This window comes from Winogradskyella costae, assembly GCF_013403865.1.
Taxonomy (GTDB): Bacteria; Bacteroidota; Bacteroidia; order Flavobacteriales; family Flavobacteriaceae; genus Winogradskyella; species Winogradskyella costae.
Genome location: NZ_JABFDK010000001.1, coordinates 534,214 through 552,497, shown reverse-complemented (window position 1 = coordinate 552,497; position 18,284 = coordinate 534,214). Strand labels below are relative to the sequence as shown.

At 34.2% G+C, this 18,284-nt stretch carries 16 protein-coding genes; 9 read left to right on the top strand and 7 right to left on the bottom strand.

Annotated features, from left to right (window positions below; translation table 11 throughout):
• The first annotated feature begins 4 nt into the window (after positions 1 to 4).
• Both HM986_RS02435 and HM986_RS02430 read left to right on the top strand, forming a co-directional pair.
• Positions 5 to 2,125 carry a peptide MFS transporter gene (locus tag HM986_RS02435; protein WP_179333488.1) on the top strand — a complete coding sequence of 707 codons (2,121 nt, stop codon included), beginning with the start codon at positions 5 to 7 and terminating at the stop codon, positions 2,123 to 2,125.
• 95 nt (positions 2,126 to 2,220) lie between these two features.
• Entirely contained in the window at positions 2,221 to 2,760 is a 540-nt protein-coding gene (locus HM986_RS02430) for a thioredoxin family protein (protein ID WP_179334371.1), read from the top strand.
• A 9-nt stretch (positions 2,761 to 2,769) separates the two neighbouring features.
• On the opposite strand, the gene HM986_RS02425 is transcribed toward HM986_RS02430, so the two are convergent.
• From HM986_RS02425 to surE, 5 genes are read right to left on the bottom strand one after another with little or no spacing between them, the layout of a single operon-like run.
• On the bottom strand, positions 2,770 to 4,800 hold the full coding sequence (locus HM986_RS02425) for a ComEC/Rec2 family competence protein (protein ID WP_179333487.1): 2,031 nt from the start codon (positions 4,798 to 4,800) through the stop codon (positions 2,770 to 2,772).
• Between the two features lie 32 nt (positions 4,801 to 4,832).
• A complete protein-coding gene (locus HM986_RS02420) occupies positions 4,833 to 5,342 on the bottom strand; it encodes a C40 family peptidase (RefSeq protein WP_179333486.1) in 510 nt (169 codons plus the stop codon).
• A gap of 54 nt (positions 5,343 to 5,396) precedes the next feature.
• The gene (gene lpxB, locus HM986_RS02415) at positions 5,397 to 6,515 is read right to left on the bottom strand and encodes a lipid-A-disaccharide synthase (protein WP_179333485.1); all 1,119 of its coding nucleotides are present in this window, start codon (positions 6,513 to 6,515) and stop codon (positions 5,397 to 5,399) included.
• Between the two features lies 1 nt (position 6,516).
• The gene (locus HM986_RS02410; RefSeq protein WP_179333484.1) at positions 6,517 to 6,801 is read right to left on the bottom strand and encodes a hypothetical protein; all 285 of its coding nucleotides are present in this window, start codon (positions 6,799 to 6,801) and stop codon (positions 6,517 to 6,519) included.
• 26 nt (positions 6,802 to 6,827) lie between these two features.
• Positions 6,828 to 7,604: a 5'/3'-nucleotidase SurE gene (surE, locus tag HM986_RS02405; RefSeq protein ID WP_179333483.1), complete on the bottom strand. Its 777-nt coding sequence runs from the start codon at positions 7,602 to 7,604 to the stop codon at positions 6,828 to 6,830.
• A gap of 258 nt (positions 7,605 to 7,862) precedes the next feature.
• On the opposite strand from surE, the gene HM986_RS02400 reads away from it, so the two are divergent.
• Positions 7,863 to 10,049, top strand: a complete 2,187-nt coding sequence (locus HM986_RS02400) for a carboxy terminal-processing peptidase (protein ID WP_179333482.1) — start codon at positions 7,863 to 7,865, stop codon at positions 10,047 to 10,049.
• An 81-nt stretch (positions 10,050 to 10,130) separates the two neighbouring features.
• A complete protein-coding gene (locus tag HM986_RS02395; RefSeq protein WP_179333481.1) occupies positions 10,131 to 11,225 on the top strand; it encodes an ABC transporter permease in 1,095 nt (364 codons plus the stop codon).
• A gap of 1 nt (position 11,226) precedes the next feature.
• Here the strand turns inward: HM986_RS02395 and yihA are convergent, their stop codons facing one another.
• Positions 11,227 to 11,844 carry a ribosome biogenesis GTP-binding protein YihA/YsxC gene (gene yihA / locus HM986_RS02390; protein WP_179333480.1) on the bottom strand — a complete coding sequence of 206 codons (618 nt, stop codon included), beginning with the start codon at positions 11,842 to 11,844 and terminating at the stop codon, positions 11,227 to 11,229.
• Between the two features lie 139 nt (positions 11,845 to 11,983).
• Positions 11,984 to 12,748, bottom strand: coding sequence for an alpha/beta fold hydrolase (locus HM986_RS02385; RefSeq protein WP_179333479.1), 765 nt, complete (start codon positions 12,746 to 12,748; stop codon positions 11,984 to 11,986).
• Between the two features lie 285 nt (positions 12,749 to 13,033).
• Here HM986_RS02385 and mraZ point away from each other — a divergent pair, with 285 nt between their 5' ends.
• The 5 genes from mraZ to HM986_RS02360 all read left to right on the top strand — a co-directional run bounded on the left by mraZ (position 13,034) and on the right by HM986_RS02360 (position 18,276).
• Complete coding sequence (mraZ, locus tag HM986_RS02380; RefSeq protein ID WP_179333478.1) at positions 13,034 to 13,504, top strand: division/cell wall cluster transcriptional repressor MraZ; 471 nt, start codon at positions 13,034 to 13,036, stop codon at positions 13,502 to 13,504.
• Positions 13,491 to 14,387: a 16S rRNA (cytosine(1402)-N(4))-methyltransferase RsmH gene (rsmH, locus tag HM986_RS02375; RefSeq protein WP_179333477.1), complete on the top strand. Its 897-nt coding sequence runs from the start codon at positions 13,491 to 13,493 to the stop codon at positions 14,385 to 14,387. The genes mraZ and rsmH overlap by 14 nt, the downstream gene beginning before the upstream one ends.
• Positions 14,384 to 14,710, top strand: coding sequence for an FtsL-like putative cell division protein (locus tag HM986_RS02370; RefSeq protein WP_179333476.1), 327 nt, complete (start codon positions 14,384 to 14,386; stop codon positions 14,708 to 14,710). Before rsmH ends, HM986_RS02370 begins: the two co-directional genes overlap by 4 nt.
• Positions 14,711 to 14,857: 147 nt before the next feature.
• Complete coding sequence (locus HM986_RS02365; RefSeq protein ID WP_179334370.1) at positions 14,858 to 16,816, top strand: penicillin-binding protein; 1,959 nt, start codon at positions 14,858 to 14,860, stop codon at positions 16,814 to 16,816.
• The gene (locus tag HM986_RS02360) at positions 16,813 to 18,276 is read left to right on the top strand and encodes a UDP-N-acetylmuramoyl-L-alanyl-D-glutamate--2,6-diaminopimelate ligase (RefSeq protein ID WP_179333475.1); all 1,464 of its coding nucleotides are present in this window, start codon (positions 16,813 to 16,815) and stop codon (positions 18,274 to 18,276) included. Before HM986_RS02365 ends, HM986_RS02360 begins: the two co-directional genes overlap by 4 nt.
• Positions 18,277 to 18,284 lie beyond the last annotated feature (8 nt).

Sequence of the window (18,284 nt, the reverse complement as noted above, 5' to 3'; positions counted from 1 at the left end):
TTTTATGAATACTGACATCGAAAATCTATTTAAAGACAAAGTTCTTGGTCATCCTGCTGGACTTTTTGTATTGTTCTTTACTGAAATGTGGGAGCGCTTTTCGTTCTACGGAATGCGTGTATTACTTGTTAATTTCCTTACTATGGCTGCTATTGGCTATAATCCAGGCTGGGAATGGACAGTAGAGAATGCAGGTGCCCTTTTCGGAACTTATGCGATGTTACTTTATATCACACCAATTATAGGTGGTTGGCTAGCAGATAAATATACAGGGTATCGTTGGGCAGTGATTATTGGATCTTTAATAATGACAGCGGGTCATGCCTCCATGGCTTTAGAAACTGAATTCTCATTATATTTTGGTTTGTTTCTTTTAGTAGTGGGTACAGGTTTCTTTAAGCCAACAATGACGTCTATTATTTCAGATATGTATAAAAAGAACCCAGAAAAGAAAGATGGTGCTTATACCATATATTACATGGGTGTTAATGCAGGTGCATTTTTCGGAATGATGCTATGTGGTTACTTAGCTGAAAAAGTAGGTTGGGCTTATGGATTTGGATTAGCAGGGATTTTTATGCTGTTAGGAACCATTCAGTTTTGGTTGGCAGGTCCATTATTCGGAAAAATCGGTGCTAAGCCATCGAAAGTTCATGAGGTCGAATTACCGCAAAACATCAATGAAGAAAGTGTAGAAATTTCAGAAGAAGAAATAGAAGAGCGTCCTAATCCTTTTACCACTTTAGACAAAGTATTAATCGTTATAGCATCAGTCATAGGTTTAGGTTATGCCGTTAACGATCCAATGTCTAAAATTGCTGGTATTGATATGTTCGCTTTTTTACAAATAGGTGATTTCGAAGGGCAATACACGGCAGTTTTATTTGCTTTAGCACTATTTTTAGTATTAGTAATAGGTCGTATTTTAAGATATACAGCTGTCGTAAGAGATAGAATGATTGCTTTTATAATATTTGCGTTCTTTACAGTATTCTTTTGGATGTCTTTTGAGCAAGGGGCATCTTCATTAGTGATTTTTGCTAGAGATAATGTTGATCGCTTATTAAGTGGGAATTCTGCGACGATATTCAATATTGTAAATACCTTACTTACGGTTATACCATTGATTATTATTTCTTATGTGCTTTATATTCTATGGAAGAAAACATTTAAGAAAATACCAGGTTCTAATATCGTCTTAGTTATTTGTTTCTTATTAATGTGGACCATTGTAGGTTGGATGTTAAATAGAGATTTTAATACTACAGCTTATGATGTAAGTTATAGTGCTATTGAGCAGCCAGAACTCGATGATAAAGGTGAGCAGGTTAAAAATGATAAAGGAGTATTGCAATTTAAATATATACCTGTTACTCAAAGTACAGTTACTAATTCATCACAAAAAATTGTAACAAAAACAATCACTGTAGGGGAGCCTTACGCCGATTATAAAGTAGGTGATAGTAAGGTGCTTATTAATAAGAATAAAGAATTAACAGAGTTCTCATTTGTGTCTACCGTTGAGAAACAAGCTGAGTTAGTTGCTAATGCAAAGACCTTAGGAAGAGATACTGGCTTTGTGGATGCAACAGTTACAAAGGTTAGAGATAACGAGGTTGAAATAACAGTGTCGTGGTTTAGTATTCTAAACTCATTCTTTATTATCGTATTCGCATCATTCTTTTCTAAATGGTGGGAAAGTAAATACAACCCAAGTGCAGCAACAAAATATGCCTTAGGTTTGTGTACTATGGGAATTGGATTTGGCTTATTAGCCTTTGGTGCTTTTGGTCTTGTCGATGGTGTAAAAGTAAGTATGGTTTGGCTAATTTTAGCATATCTATTTCATACACTCGGTGAACTCTGTTTATCACCTGTAGGTTTATCTTATGTAAGTAAATTGGTGCCAGGTAGGATGATTGCACTGATGTTTGGTATGTGGTATTTAGCCATTGCCATTGGTAATAAGTTGGCAGCAGTAGTTGGTGGACAAATCGAAAATATTACAAAGGAATATAGCTTATCTACCTTCTTCTTAATATTTACAATTGTACCGGTTATTGCAGGACTTTTTATATTTGTGTTAAACCCAGTATTGAAAAAATTAATGCACGGAGTACGTTAACAAAAACCGTTAAAAATATCTAAAATGCTCCTGTTTAGGAGCATTTTTTGTAAGTTCGGCTTATTATTTGCAACAAATCGAATATGATGAAAAAAATGACCTTAGGATTAATCGCTGTTTTTGCTTTTTCATTAACAGCAGTAGCACAAGAGATTAATTGGGTAACTTTAGATGAGGCTTTAGAACTTCAGAAAAAGGAACCAAAAAAGATATTTATGGATGTTTACACCAATTGGTGTGGACCTTGTAAAATGTTAGATAAGAATACATTTCAAAATCCAGATGTAGCTGCTTATGTTAATGAGAATTATTATGCGGTAAAATTCAATGCAGAAGGTAATGATGAAGTGACTTACAAGGATCAAACATTTAAGAATCCTAATTACGATGCTACAAAAGCAAATAGACGTAATAGTTCTCACGAATTTTCACGCTTCTTGCAGGTACAAGCCTATCCAACTATGGTCTTTTTTGATGAAGAAGGAGGATTTATTTCTCCGATCACTGGATATTTAAAACCACAGCAATTAGAGTTGTATTTAAAGCTTTTTGAAAGTGATAAACATAAGGAAATGACATCACAAGAACAGTTTAATGAATATTTTAAGTCGTTTACTCCAACATTTAAAGAGTAATAAATCACATTATTTTATAATAAAAGCTCCCTTTTCATTCGTTTGATGGAAAGGGATTTTTTTATGCTCACAAGTCTCCTTCCAACGTTTTAAATACGATTTATAATTACTCGCATCTGCAATAATCAGTTGTGGTTTTAGGCTATCAATAACTCTATTGAGATTCAGTCTTGGGGAATTTCGTAACAAAATATAATTGGGTCTAAACGTCAGTCCTTTATATATTGCGAAACTGTCTATGGCTAAAATAATATTGTCCTTATATTGGTAAACAGATTGTAAACTGTCCGAAACAATAATGTCCAAAGATTCACCTACTTTATAATTCTTTACGGCGTAATCCGATTTTAGTTTTACCGAATCGAGGTTGTGATAGAGGGTTAATTTATTGTTTGTCTTTAATCCAATCATTGAGTAGCGACTTTTATTAAATACCACTAAAGTATTATGTTGTGTTTGATACCTATTATAAAAGTATACACCTTGAAGTCCGATAATAGCGATTAAACTAATTGCTATCCATTTAAAATTTCGGAATTTGTAAACCTGAATCAAAGCCACAATAATTATATAACACACAATAGCCTGAAGTAGCGTAAACGGAATGTCCCTAAATAGAAAATTTTCAAACTGAGCAACCCAAGCGATAAAATCATTCAAGCTATCAATAATAAAACTATAAACGATTACTAAGAAATTTGGTAATGCGTTCAATAAAGCTAAAACAATAACGAGCATTCCAAAACCTAGAATTAATCCTAAAAATGGAATTACGACTAGATTCGAGATAAAAAACAAGCCCGGAAACTGATGAAAATAAAATAAGCTTATCGGAACAACTCCGATTTGTGCGGCTAAAGTGACTGTAAATATTTGCCAAGGTTTATCTATAATCCAATATTTGGGTTTCCAAAGTTTATAAATAATAGGTTGAACACTCACAATGCCTAAAACCGCTAAATAACTCATCTGAAATCCTACAGCAAATAGAAATGTAGGTTTAAATAATAGGATTACAAAAGCAGAAATGACGAGAGTATTATAAATATTAGTACGTCGTTTAAGGTGCATAGCAATACTTATAACGCTAAACATAGTTACTGCTCGTGTAACAGAAGGAGACAAACCTGCAATTACGGCAAAACTCCATAATATACAGACGAGAATAAAAGGTCTAATAAAATGGCCATTTTTAAGATAGAGTAGTGGTCTAAAAAGAAAATTGAGAATCAATAAGATAATACCAACATGGAGCCCAGACACTGCCAAGATATGGATAGTACCAGAGTCAACATAATTATTATAAATAGCTTTATCAATAGTTTGTCGTTGGCCAAGCAAAAGCGCGTTCATAATACTGAGTGCGTCATTTTCGAATCCTGCCGCTCTAAGTTTGGTGTTAATTTCTTTTCTTAAGGCATCCGCATATCCATAAATAGTAGATTTAGAATCTGAAAGTTGAAGGATATTCTCAGCGTTTAAGTACACCTGATGATATATCTGTTCTAATTCTAAATACTTGCTGTAGTCAAACTGATATGGATTTAAAGGTTTTTGAATCGTTTTTAATTCCGTTTTAGTATAAAATACATCATCAACATTAAATTGAATAGGCACACTATCTCGTCTAATATTAATCAATACCTGTCCAACTGCTTCTTTATCATTAAAAGTTAATATAGAGGCAATATATTTATCATTATAAGTATCTGGTTTTAGTCGTTTTTCAATTTTAAAAATGATAGCATCATAATCGTCAGTTGAATTTTGATTTGTATAATGCTCAGGCCTTAAGGTGTCATCTTGAAGATTGTAAGAAGTCATTCCAACACCAACCATACTGAGGTAAGCAAACATTCCATAAAATACTGAACGATTAATTTTAGATTTTATAACCAACCAGGACAAGCCTAAGGAAATAACGAAACCAATAGTTGTATATAAAATGACGTAGAAATTTAGCTTAAGGTAATGAGCCAAAAGAATACCGACAACCAAACAAATGGTAAATTTTATAATGGTAAAATTTAGTAACTTCATGATTTTGAGTTACTAAGATAATTAAAATGTATTTACAATACGCGTCTTGCTTGTACAAAAGAGAAGTACCAATATTTTTCTGCAATAGAAGAAATCATAACACCTCTGCTTGTTGAGGCATGGATAAACTCAACATTACCAGTTCGTACATTGGTTACAATACCAACATGATTTACGTTTCTGCTATTTTTGTTAGTAGCAAAAAACACTAAATCCCCTACGTTAACTTCTTTTAAATCAACCCACTCTCCTGTTCCTTTTAGTCCAGAGGTTGTTCGCGGCAAACTAACATCATGTTTTTTGTAACTCGTGTAAATTAAGCCAGAACAATCCATACCGCTTTTAGTGGTGCCGCCGTACTTGTAACGTGTACCATCAAAAGTTTTAGCATATTTTACGATTCGCTCAGCTTCAGCAGTAGGCTTTACGGTTGTATTAACCTTTACAGAATGTGTTTGGTTTTTTTTGCTAGAATTTGATTTTTTCGATTTGCAGCTGCTAGCAATAAAGAGTAATAAAATAAAGGGCAATAGTCGTTTCATTTTTTATTTAGATTTGGTGGCTGTTTGTTATATATAATTAAAATTAGGTCGTCCTCATTTAGAATTTTTAATAGAGTTGTAAATTAACTTTGCCGTATTTTCACTAGCTCCACGTCCTCCTAATAGTTTTTCTAATTCGTAATAATCTAAATAGAGTTGTTCTCTTTTTTTGGAATCTAAAATAGCCGTTAATTCTTTTTTTAGTCGCTTTTTATTTAAATCACCTTGAATAAGTTCTGTAACCACTTCGCGATCCATTATTAAATTTACTAATGAAATATATTTCAAGGTTATAATACGTTTTGCAATTTGATATGAAATTGCGTTCGCTTTATAGCATACTACTTGTGGTACTTTAAATAAAGCTGTTTCTAATGTAGCAGTGCCAGAAGTAACTAAGGCAGCAGTAGAAATACTTAGTAAATCGTATGTTTTGTTAGAGATAAATTTAATATTCTTCTTTTTTATAAAGCTTTGGTAGAATTCGTAATCTTGACTAGGCGCTCCTGCTATAACAAATTGATAGTCCTTAAAGTCATCAACCAAACTAAGCATTATGCCAAGCATTTTAGTTATTTCTTGCTTTCGACTTCCAGGCAGCAACGCAATGATAGGTTGGTCGCTAAGTTGATGTTCTTTTCTGAAAACACTGTCTTCAATTTGTGGCCGATCTGCAATGGCATCTATTAATGGGTGACCTACAAAATTCACGTCGTAATTGTATGTTTTGTAAAATGCTTTTTCGAAAGGAAGAATGCAATACATCGCATCAACATCGTGTTTTATTTTTTCTACTCTATGAGCTCTAGAGGCCCAAACTTGCGGTGATATATAATAATGCGTTTTATAATTTAGTGCTTTTGCCCATTTGGCAATTCTAAGGTTGAAGCCGGAGTTGTCAATAAAAATAATCACATCTGGCTGAAATTTTTCAATATCAGATTTGCAAAATTTTATTTGTCCTAAAACTTTTCTGAGATTTAGAATCACTTCAGCAAAACCCATAAATTGGCGTTCTTTATAGTGCATTACTAAGTTTCCTCCAACATTTTGCATAAGGTCTCCACCCCAAAATCTAATATCAGCCTGTTCATCCTCTATAAACAAAGCTTTCATAAGATTTGAGCCGTGTAAATCGCCTGAGGCTTCACCAGCAATGATATAATACTTCATTTTAATCTACTAATTTAATTATCATTGTTGCAATTAGTACGACAACTATAGATATTAAAACTCCTTTAGCTCTATCATCTTTATTTTTTTTCAAGAAGAGAAAAAATGTTCCCAAATTTAATAGTGCGCCAAGGCTTATTAATTTTGCTAAAAAACCTCCTGAAATAGATTTTTCGATCACATCACCCCAGTCGTCTGAGTGTCCAAAAATCTGAATAGCAAAAATAAACCCGAAAATGCTAGCTATAATACCAACAATAAAACCTATTAAAATTTCTTTTTTCATAAAAGCATCTCTACGTTTAATAATCGCTATTTATTATTTAAGTTCCATGTATTTAGATTCTGTATGGCATGGTGTGCGGTTAAATCAAAATGAACAGGCACTACGGAAACATAGCCGTGTTCTAAGGCCCACTCATCCGTATCTTCACCGTTGTCCATATTTACAAATTTACCGCTAAGCCAATAATAGTCTCTACCCATCGGGTTTGTTCGCTTGTCAAATTCCTCTTTCCAATTGGCACGAGCCTGCCTGCAAATTTTAATGCCTTTTATAGCGTCTTTTTCTAGGTTTGGTAAATTAACATTTAGCACCACTCCATCAGGTAATCCATTTTCTAATACTTGTCTAGTAATCGTTTCTACGAACGATGTACAATGTTCAAAATTGGCATTCCAATTATAATCCAGTAGTGAAAACCCAATGGCAGGAATACTTTCAATACCAGCTTCTAAAGCAGCACTCATAGTGCCAGAATAAATGACATTGATAGATGAGTTAGAGCCATGATTAATCCCTGAAACACAGATGTCTGGTCGCTTTTCTAAAATTTCATTTACAGCGAGTTTTACACAGTCAGCAGGCGTTCCAGAGCAACTATACTCTGGTTGTTTACCATCAACAGTGATTTTCTCCATATGTAAAGTTGAATTTATGGTAATGGCATGTCCCATGGCGCTTTGTGGGCTATCTGGAGCCACAACTACAACATCTCCAATTTTGTTCATTACCGAAATTAGCATTCTAATTCCTGGTGCGGTTATTCCATCATCATTCGTAACTAAAATTAAAGGACGTGTAGACATTATGTTTAAAAAATTTAATGAATTGTAAAAATACTAAAAAAGGTATCGATTTATAAGTAAACTCACCTTTAACAAAAAAATAGGGTACCTATTTTTTATGGCACGGTTTTTTCTTCTATTTTAGTGAAAAATTGAGAACCTACTTAATAATAAGTAAAAAGAGAGATGGACCAAACCATAGCATTATCTTCTAAGTAAAAGAATGAAGATTATTGGTGATAGCATTTTTCGGTATTAAAAAAAAAACAAAAAAGAAAGATGAAAGGGAATTATAAATTTTTGCTACTCGCTTTATTGATAGCATTTGCCTCATGCAGTTTTACGAGTAAAAAATTCGAAGATCCAGATAAAGATAAATTGTTAATTCAACTTATTTCTTATCTACTTGATCAAGGCCATTTTGAACCAAAAGACATTAATGATGATTTTTCATCACATGTATACGATAGTTACTTAAATAATTTAGATCCATTTAAGCGTTACTTCTATGAGTCGGATATTAAAGAGTTCGAAGCTTACAAGAATAAAATTGATGATCAAATTAAAGCTTACGATGTGTCGTTTTTTAACCTAACGCACCAACGCTTACTTGAACGTATCGCTGAGTCTAAAGAATTGTATAAAGATTTGTTAGATAAACCTTTTAATTTTTCTAAAGACGAAGACTATAATGCGAATTATGAAAATCTTACTTATGTGGCTAATAAGCGCGAAATGAAAGAGCGTTGGAGACAACAATTGAAATTTTCTACCATCGTTAATTTTGATGATGTGGTTTCGCAACAAGATATTGATGGGGATTCGGAAACAGCTGCAGATCTTGATTTTTCAGAAGCTAATGAAAAACCAAAGGCTAAAAAATCTGAAGCTAAAAAATCAGATAAAGAATTAGAAGTAGACGCACGTTTGTTGACAAAAAAATCACTCGATGAGCTTTACGATTATATTGATGATAGAACACGTAACGATTGGTTTGCGATGTACATAAATGCTATTGTAGAAGGGTATGACCCGCATACATTTTATTTCGCACCAGAAGATAAGGAGCGCTTTGATAGAGATATTTCAGGTAAATTTGAAGGTATTGGTGCGCGTTTACAAAAGAAAGTAGACGGTATTATGGTTAATGAAATTATCAGCGGTGGACCAGCATGGAGAGCTAATGAGTTAGAAGTGGGTGACCAAATTCTTAAGGTTAAACAAGAAGATGAAAAAGAGGCTATCAACGTTGTTGGTATGCGATTAGATGATGCTATTAAATTTATAAAAGGGCCAAAAGGAACTGTGGTGACACTAACCTTAAAAAAGGTAGATGGAACGATTCAGGATGTTTCTATAAAAAGAGATATCGTGGAACTCGAAGAAACATATGCAAAATCTTCAATCGTTGAAAAAGATGGAAAAACCTTCGGAGTTATTAATCTTCCTAAATTTTACATCAGTTTTGATGACTATAATGAAAGAAATGCTGCTTCAGATATTAAACAAGAAATCTTAAGATTAAAAGAAGAAGGAGTAGAAGGTTTAGTAATGGATTTGAGAAATAACGGTGGTGGTTCTTTGCAAACGGTTGTAGATATTGCTGGTTTATTTATTGAAGAAGGTCCAGTTGTACAAGTAAAAACAACGGGAGAAGCCAAGGAGGTACTTAGTGATAAGGATGCCTCTATAGTTTGGGATGGTCCATTGGTGATATTGGTAAATGAATTATCGGCATCTGCTTCTGAGATTTTAGCAGCAGCAATGCAAGATTATAAAAGAGGAATTGTTATAGGTAGCAAGCAAACTTATGGTAAAGGAACAGTGCAAACTGTGATGGATTTAAACCGAATGGTAAAAAATAATACCAAAGGTGATATGGGTGCTTTAAAATTTACTACTCAGAAATTTTATAGAATTAATGGTGGTTCAACACAGTTAGAAGGTGTAAAAAGTGACGTTGTTGTACCAGACCGTTACAGTTATATTAATATTGGAGAGAAAGATCAGGACAACCCATTAGCATGGGATAAAATTGATGCCGCTGATTATGAAATTTGGGATAACTATTTTGATTACGATACTACAATCAGTAAAAGTAAAGAAAGAATGGCTGCTAATGAGCAGTTAAAGCTTATCGATGCCAATGCACAATGGGTAAAGAAAATAAGAGATCGTGAGTCTTACTCGCTAAATTATAATATCTATAAAAAGGAAATGGAGGTTAACGAAGAGGAGGCGAAACGTTTTACAGAACTTTCAGAATATCAAACGAATTTAACATTTACCTCGCTACCTTACGAAGTGAAACTAATGAACGAAGATTCTGTGTTATTAGAAAAACGTGATCGTTGGCATAAAGCTTTAGCAAAGGATGTTTATGTAGAGGAAGCAATTAATGTGCTTCATGATTTAAAAATGACTTACGAGATAAAAAATAAAGTTGCTAATTCTGTAAAGAATTAAAGTAATAAAAGAGCCTTGTTTTTTGCTACTTAGTGAAATCTAAATGTTTGAAACAAGATGCCTGCTAATTAATAAAGATGAATGTCTAATCAAAATAATTCATTAACAAGCTTAGCGCTTCAAAAGTTTAAGAAAAACTTTTGGGGCGTTTTTAGTTTGAGTACTATTACTTGTATTGGTTTGGTTTCTGTGTTTGCTTATGTATTCGCGCCAGATGCTTCAAAAAACGCCAATCAAATGCATTTAGCTATTCATTCAAAATCGCCTGGTTTTGAAGTGGAGATATTAACGATTCCATCTGGTATTGAATCGGAACAAAACTTTTTTTCTAAATTATTCTTTGGTTATAATAATACAGATACAGAGATTCCTATTCAGTCGTATAATCTTCAAAATGATATTTTACACTATGTAGAATATGCTTCAGATGGCTTACAAGGTGAAAAAAAACAAATAGTGGTGTCGCGTTTTCCGAATTCAAATTATAAATCTCATATAGAAACTAAAAGTTTTGTTTTTGGTACAGATAAGTATGGGAGAGATTATTTGAGTCGTGTATTAATTGGTTCTCGTATCTCGTTTTTTATTGGTTTTGTAGCTGTCTTTATTTCACTAATTGTAGGGGTTTTAATGGGGAGTTTAGCGGGCTATTATGGCGGGAAGGTGGATACTGTTATTATGTGGGTTATTAATGTAACGTGGTCAATTCCAACCTTATTATTGGTTATAGCCATTACTTTGGCTTTAGGAAAAGGCTTTTGGCAGGTGTTTATAGCCGTAGGTTTAACTATGTGGGTAGAAGTAGCAAGAGTGGTAAGAGGGCAAATCATCAGTGCTAAGGAAATGCAATACGTAACAGCTGCTAAAGCTTTAGGTTATAAAGATTATAGAATCATCACAAAACACATCTTACCCAATATTTTTGGACCATTAATCGTTATTTCTGCAGCAAATTTTGCAGCAGCTATCTTAATAGAAAGTGGCCTTAGTTTCTTAGGTATTGGAGCACAACCGCCAATGGCAAGCTGGGGAGCCATGATTAAAGATCATTACAATTATATTATTTTGGGTAAACCTTATTTAGCACTCATTCCTGGAGTGTGTATTATGCTATTGGTTATGGCTTTTATGTTAGTGGGTAATGCTTTGCGTGATGCTTTGGATGTGAAATCCTAATTTAATTTTGAGATCTTAGTTGTTCAATTTCTTCGTTAGTGTCTTCAATAAAGTTTAGTACATCATCCTTGCCTATGTAGTTAGAAGCAGACGTCACAAAATAAGGTGGTAATTCTTCCCAGAATTTAAGTAGCTCTTGGCAGTATTCATCTACGTGACGTTCAATAGCTTTTGGTTTTAACTTGTCGGCTTTGGTAAATATAATACCAAAAGGAATTTCGCTTTCGCCCATGTATTTCATGAATTCTAAATCTATGGGTTGCGGTTTATGTCTAATATCTACGAGTACGAAAGCAGAAACCAATTGTTGGCGTTTTTCAAAATAATCGGTAATGAATTTTTGAAACTTCTTTTTAGAGGATTTTGAAACGCGCGCATAACCATAACCTGGTAAATCTACTAAGTGCCAATTCTCATTAATAAGAAAGTGATTAATTAATTGTGTTTTTCCAGGTCGTCCAGACGTTTTCGCTAAACTTTTTCTATCAGTTAGCATGTTGATTAATGATGACTTTCCAACATTACTTCGCCCTATAAAGGCATATTCGGGTAGGTTGTTCTTCGGGCATTTTGCCACTTCAGAATTACTAACGATAAATTCAGCTGATTTTATTTTCATCTTTAGTTCCTGTGAAAACAGGAATCTTATTTAATTAAACTTATTTTTTTGTGAAGTAAAATAGGGGTATAATGGAAATAGGCTAGTGATGTTTTTTACTTCGTGCTCTCAACTTCAGTCTTCGAGCTTTTTGCTTACTCTAAAATTCGCGCTTATCAAGCCAGCTCATCAAAATTGTATTAAATTCTTCTGGGTGTTCCATCATGGCTGCATGTCCACACTTATCTATCCAATATAATTCAGAATCTGGTAATAATTCGTGAAACTCTTCAGCAACTTCAGGCGGAGTGACGCTATCATTTTTCCCCCAAATAATACATATTGGAGTTGTCATGTTTGGTAAATCTTTAGCCATGTTGTGTCTAATGGCACTTTTGGCGATTGCCAAGGTTTTAATCAATTTATTACGATCATTTACAGTTTCATAGACTTCATCTACAATTTCTTTGGTTGCTACTGCTGGGTCGTAAAAGACTTCTTGTGCTTTCTTTTTCATAACCTCGTAGTCGCTCCGTTTGGTGTAGCCACCACCCATAGCGCTTTCGTAAAGTCCTGAACTTCCGGTGATAATTAAGGCTTTTACTTTTTTAGGATATAATTTTGTGTGGTAAAGTCCTATGTGTCCACCAAGAGAATTTCCTAGCAAAATAACATTCTCTAAGCCCTTATACTCAATAAAATCTTTTAGATAATTAGCAAAACTTTTGACGTTCGTTTTTAATAACGACATGCTATAAATAGGGAGTTCTGGAATAATGACTTTATAGCCTCTAGAGCTAAAGTATTTAGTGACTCCGTCAAAATTACTGAGCCCACCCATTAAGCCATGCAACACAATAATTGGTGTGCCTTCGCCTACTTCAATATATCTAAAATCCTTTTCTTTCTTTAAAAGGTGTGCCATGTGCATGTTCGTGCTTATGTGTTAGAAACAAATATAACTAAATCCTTTAGAATATAAATAATATGGAATAAATATCAACTTTTTTTATGAGATGGATGTTATGTGGGGAGTTGTTAATAATTCCCACTTAAAAATAATTGCTTAAAAGTGATATTCATTGACGTGAAAATAAATTGGGGCAATTTTAAACTAAAACTTATTAACAAATGTGGTAGAATGTGGTAAAAAGTGGTGATTTTTTCAATATCTTTGAATCTTAACCGTTATAGTGGTAAACAAAACCTTTTGAATTCATTTATAGGAACATACGAATGTAAAGCTGATGCCAAAGGAAGGCTAATGATACCTGCTGTGCTTAAAAAGCAGTTGTCAGCGGCTTTGCAAGATGGTTTTGTTTTAAAGCGTGCTGTGTTTCAGTCGTGTTTGGAACTGTATCCTATGTCCGAGTGGAACAAAATGATGGAGAAAATAAACAAGCTTAACCGCTTTAAGAAAAAGAATAATGATTTTATCAGACGTTTTACAGCTGGTGTTAAAATTGTAGAAGTAGATAGTGCTGGTCGTTTATTGATACCGAAGGACTTAATCGGTTTTTCTGGTATTACTAAAGAAGTGGTTTTAGCATCTGCAGTGAATATTCTTGAGATTTGGGATAAAGATAAATACGAACAAGCTATTGATGATGCGGCCGAAGATTTTGCTGATTTGGCCGAGGAAGTAATGGGACAAGATGACGACGAGAATGGATTATCATAACGCAGTATTACTTAAAGAAACTGTTGATGGTTTAGCAATTAAGCCAGATGGAGTGTATGTGGATGTCACCTTTGGAGGTGGGGGTCATAGTAGGGAAATTTTATCGCGATTAGGTCCAAACGGAAAATTATATGCTTTTGATCAAGATAAGGATGCTTTAGCAAATGCAATTGATGATGATCGTTTTGTGTTGATTAATGAGAATTTTAGGTTTGTAAAACGATTTTTAAGATTTTATGGTGCTAAAGAAGTTGATGGTGTTTTAGCAGACTTCGGTGTATCGTCTCATCAGTTTGACGTTGCTGAGCGCGGATTTTCAACACGATTTGAGGCAGATTTAGATATGCGAATGAATCAAGATAGCAAATTGTCTGCTTTTGAGGTTATTAATAATTATGATGAAGAGCAAATAAGAGCTGTTTTATTTCAATATGGTGAATTAAGAAATGCGCCAGCAATGGCAAGGGTAATTGTTGAGGAGCGAAAGAATGCTGAAATTAAAACGAGTGAGCAATTAAAAGCAGCTTTAAAACAATTTTTAAATCATCAAAAAGAAAATAAAGTCTTAGCACAAATCTATCAGGCTATTCGAATTGAGGTAAATCAGGAAATCGAAGTTTTGAAAGAGTTACTACTTCAGACTCCTGAGGTTTTAAAGAAAGATGGTCGCTTAAGTTTTATCTCATACCATTCTTTAGAGGATCGTTTAGTAAAGCGTTTTATTCGAAATGGATTATTTGAAGGTGAGCCAGAACGAGATGTGTTTGGGAACTTTGAAGTGCCGTTGAAAAAAGTTGGAGGTTTAATTGTGCCTTCTAAAGAAGAAATAAAACAAAACAATAGAGCGCGTAGTGCAAAACTGAGGATTGCCAAAAAAATATGAAAAAAAACATATATAGAATATTAAGAGGTAAGTTTCTAGTCAGTGATGATTCGTTCAAAAATTGGCGTATCATCATTTTTATTTCGTTTCTAGCTATCATAATGATTGCAAGCTCGCATAGTGCAGATCAAAAAGTATATGAGATTGCAAATTTAACGAATGAGGTTAAGGAATTACGCTCGGCGTTCGTAGATAAAAAAGGAAAATTGATGCAGCTCAAAAAAGAATCTTTTGTAGAGGCGGAAATGAACGAAAAAGGTATTGGTATTTCTTTAAATCCACCAACAAAAATAATAGTTAAATCATCTAGATCAATTGATTAAAGAGGTTGGTGATTTTAGGCAGGGTTAAAATAGGCTTAAATATAATTAAATCTCGGTTATCGAGTAAAATCACAATAGTAATAATAAGAAGCTTTGGCAATAACAGAAAAAAACATATTAAACAGATTGTACTTCGTAGCAGGCTGCATGTTTGTATTCGCCTTGGCTGTGGTGTTCAAGTTGGTGAGTATTCAGTTTATTCAGGGTGATGAATATAGGGCACTTGCAGAAAAGAGCACAACTAGAGATTTTCCAATTCCTGCAAATCGCGGTAATGTGTATTCTGCTGATGGGAGCTTACTAGCGACTTCGATTCCAAAATATGATATTAGAATTGATGCCATTCAGGCTAAGGACGTCACATTCGAAAAATACATAGGAGCTTTGGCAGATTCGCTTCATGCGTACAAGGGAAAGCCAGTTTCATATTATAAAAATGTAATTCGTAAAGCACGAAAAAATAAAAACAGATATTTCCTGTTGGCTCGAAATATTAGCTATTCCGATTATATCAGAATGCGCAATTTTCCTTTACTAAATCTAGGAGCAATTAAAGGAGGATTAATTGTGGAGCAAACGACAAGACGTGAGCATCCGATGGGTGGTATTGCGGAGCGTACTATAGGATATGAGAGACAAGATGAAGATGGTAATTTTACAAGGCCAGGTATTGATGGAGCGTTTGGGGTAAAATATTTACAGGGTAAAAATGGAAAACGTTTAAAACAAAAGATTGGTAATGGGCAATGGAAGCCTATCGCTGATTTCGATCAAATAGAGCCACAAGATGGGTACGATGTTTATACGACTATAGATGTTAATATTCAAGATATAGCGCATCATTCATTGTTGAAGCAGTTAGAAATCTACCAAGCAGACCATGGTTGTGTCGTGGTGATGGACGTGAAAACAGGAGAGATTAAAGCAATTTCTAATCTAGGAAGAAGTAAAAACGGAAACTACTACGAGCGCTTAAATTATGCGGTTGGAGAAAGTCATGAGCCGGGTTCTACATTTAAAGTGATGGCATTGATGGCGGCATTAGAGGATAAAGTTATTGATACCTCAACTGTTGTTGATACCAAAAAAGGAAGAAAGTCTTTTTATGGTCGTGTTATTACGGATTCGGGTAACGGCTATGGGGAGATTTCTGCAGCACGTGCGCTAGAAGTGTCTTCAAATATTGGTTTGGCGACCATTATAGATGAGCATTATTCAAAACAACCTGAGAAGTTTTTAAATAGGTTAAGTTCTTGGGGGTTGGATAAACCTTTAGGGGTTGCTATTATAGGTGAAGGTAAGCCAGACATCCCAAAGCCGGGAGCACCGAACTGGAGCAGAAATGCATTACCATCTATAGCTTATGGTTATAATCTTGAGATGACACCGTTACAAACCTTAGCGTTCTATAATGCGATTGCTAATGATGGGGAATTGATAAAGCCAAGGTTTCTGAAATCAGTAAAATCTTTTGATAAAAATATTGAAGTGTTTAAAAAAGAAGTGCTTGTTGAAAATATCTGTTCTAACAAGACCTTGAATGAAATGCGAGATATTTTAAAGAATGTTGTCATTCGTGGTACAGGTGAGCGTATGTATTCTCAGACGTTTTCGATGGCGGGAAAAACCGGTACAGCGAGAACGGATTATGCAAATACTGAAGAGTGGAATAAGAATAGGAAATATATTTCTTCGTTTGCAGGTTATTTTCCTGCTGACAATCCTAAATATTCCTGCATTGTAGTTATTCATAAGCCTAGCACAAAAGTAGGTATTTACGGCTCTGATGTGGCTGGTCCAGTATTTAAAAGAATTGCTCAAAAGATCTATACAGATACGCCAATTATCTATGAGGTTGAGATGCAAAACTTCAAGAGTAGTGTAGTTAATAAAGATTTTGAGAGTTATTATGAAAATGCTCGCAAGTATAAAGAATTAATGCCAAGTGTCGTTGGGATGTCCGCAATGGATGCGTTGGCATTGTTAGAGAATTTGCAGGTGGATGTTAGAGTGAAGCTAAATGGAAATGGAGTGATTAAAAAACAGTCTGTAGAAAAACATCAAAAATTACAAACGAATCAAACCATTGTTTTAGAGGCGTCATGATGGTATTAAAAGACATATTATATAAGGTTACTATTAACGCAGTTGTTGGCAGCACAAGTATTACCGTGGGTAAAATCGAATTTGATTCACGTCAAATAGAAGTCAATGACATTTTTGTAGCTATATCAGGTACGATTACAGATGGTCATAATTTTATTGAAAAAGCGATAAAGGATGGAGCTACGGCAATAATTTGTGAGGCGCTTCCTGAGGATTTGGAAGATGGTGTCACTTATATTAAAGTCGCTAACTCTAACCAAGCTATGGCTTATATGGCGGCTAATTTTTATGGTCACCCATCTGAGAACCTCAAATTAGTTGGTGTAACAGGAACAAATGGAAAAACAACAGTATCAAGTTTATTGTATCAGTTGTTTAAAAAAGCAGGTTATAAAGTAGGGTTGTTATCCACCGTTAAAATTATGGTAGATAATACAGAATATAAGGCGACTCATACCACACCAGACTCTTTAACTATTAATAGTTATTTGCAGTTAATGAACGACGAAGGTGTTGAGTTTTGTTTTATGGAAGTGAGTTCTCATGGTATTCATCAAAGTAGAACTGAGGGTCTAAAATTTGAAGGTGGCATTTTTACAAATCTGTCGCATGATCATTTGGATTATCACAATACGTTTGCGGAATATAGAGATGTAAAGAAACGATTTTTCGATCAATTGCCGAAAGATGCTTTTGCGCTAACCAATATTGATGATAAAAATGGTTTGGTGATGTTTCAAAATACGGCAGCCAAAAAGCATACGTACGCTTTAAAAAATTATGCGGATTATAGAGCGCAAATTTTAGAAAATGAATTTGGTGGTCTGTTATTAAAGCTGAATGAAAGTGAATTATGGTCGCGCTTAATAGGGAGTTTTAATGCTTACAATATCCTGGCGATTTATGGAGCCGCTGAATTATTAGGGTTAGATAAAGTTGAGATATTACGCTTAATAAGTGAGGTCGAAAATGTAGCAGGACGTTTTCAATATTTTATGTCTGAAGGAAAAATTACGGCGATCGTCGATTACGCACATACACCAGATGCCTTAAAGAATGTTTTGGAAACAATAAACGACATCAGAACTAAAAACGAAAATCTGATTACGGTTGTAGGTTGTGGTGGAAATAGAGATAAAACAAAGCGACCAAAAATGGCGCATATCGCTTCTGCTTTAAGTACTAAAGTGATTTTAACAAGTGATAATCCAAGGAATGAAGTTCCGGAAACCATAATTGAAGAAATGGAAAAAGGAGTGGAGCCTCAAAATTTTAAAAAAACCTTATCTATAACAGATAGGAATCAGGCAATTAAAACAGCTTGTCAGATGGCTGGACCAAATGATATTATTCTTATTGCAGGAAAGGGGCATGAAACATACCAAGAGATTAAAGGTGAGCGCTTTGATTTTGATGATTATAAAATCGTTCAAGACTATTTAAAACGATTAAAGAAATAAATAATAAT

Coding starts and splice junctions, on each gene's coding strand:
- yihA (WP_179333480.1), bottom strand. CDS start 11,844: ATGAAAATAAAATCAGCTGAATTTATCGTTAGTAATTCTGAAGTGGCA.
- HM986_RS02435 (WP_179333488.1), top strand. CDS start 5: ATGAATACTGACATCGAAAATCTATTTAAAGACAAAGTTCTTGGTCAT.
- HM986_RS02385 (WP_179333479.1), bottom strand. CDS start 12,748: ATGGCACACCTTTTAAAGAAAGAAAAGGATTTTAGATATATTGAAGTA.
- HM986_RS02365 (WP_179334370.1), top strand. CDS start 14,858: ATGTTTGTATTCGCCTTGGCTGTGGTGTTCAAGTTGGTGAGTATTCAG.
- surE (WP_179333483.1), bottom strand. CDS start 7,604: ATGTCTACACGTCCTTTAATTTTAGTTACGAATGATGATGGAATAACC.
- HM986_RS02400 (WP_179333482.1), top strand. CDS start 7,863: ATGAAAGGGAATTATAAATTTTTGCTACTCGCTTTATTGATAGCATTT.
- lpxB (WP_179333485.1), bottom strand. CDS start 6,515: ATGAAGTATTATATCATTGCTGGTGAAGCCTCAGGCGATTTACACGGC.
- HM986_RS02420 (WP_179333486.1), bottom strand. CDS start 5,342: ATGAAACGACTATTGCCCTTTATTTTATTACTCTTTATTGCTAGCAGC.
- HM986_RS02425 (WP_179333487.1), bottom strand. CDS start 4,800: ATGAAGTTACTAAATTTTACCATTATAAAATTTACCATTTGTTTGGTT.
- HM986_RS02360 (WP_179333475.1), top strand. CDS start 16,813: ATGATGGTATTAAAAGACATATTATATAAGGTTACTATTAACGCAGTT.
- HM986_RS02370 (WP_179333476.1), top strand. CDS start 14,384: ATGAAAAAAAACATATATAGAATATTAAGAGGTAAGTTTCTAGTCAGT.
- HM986_RS02430 (WP_179334371.1), top strand. CDS start 2,221: ATGACCTTAGGATTAATCGCTGTTTTTGCTTTTTCATTAACAGCAGTA.
- rsmH (WP_179333477.1), top strand. CDS start 13,491: ATGGATTATCATAACGCAGTATTACTTAAAGAAACTGTTGATGGTTTA.
- HM986_RS02395 (WP_179333481.1), top strand. CDS start 10,131: ATGTCTAATCAAAATAATTCATTAACAAGCTTAGCGCTTCAAAAGTTT.
- HM986_RS02410 (WP_179333484.1), bottom strand. CDS start 6,801: ATGAAAAAAGAAATTTTAATAGGTTTTATTGTTGGTATTATAGCTAGC.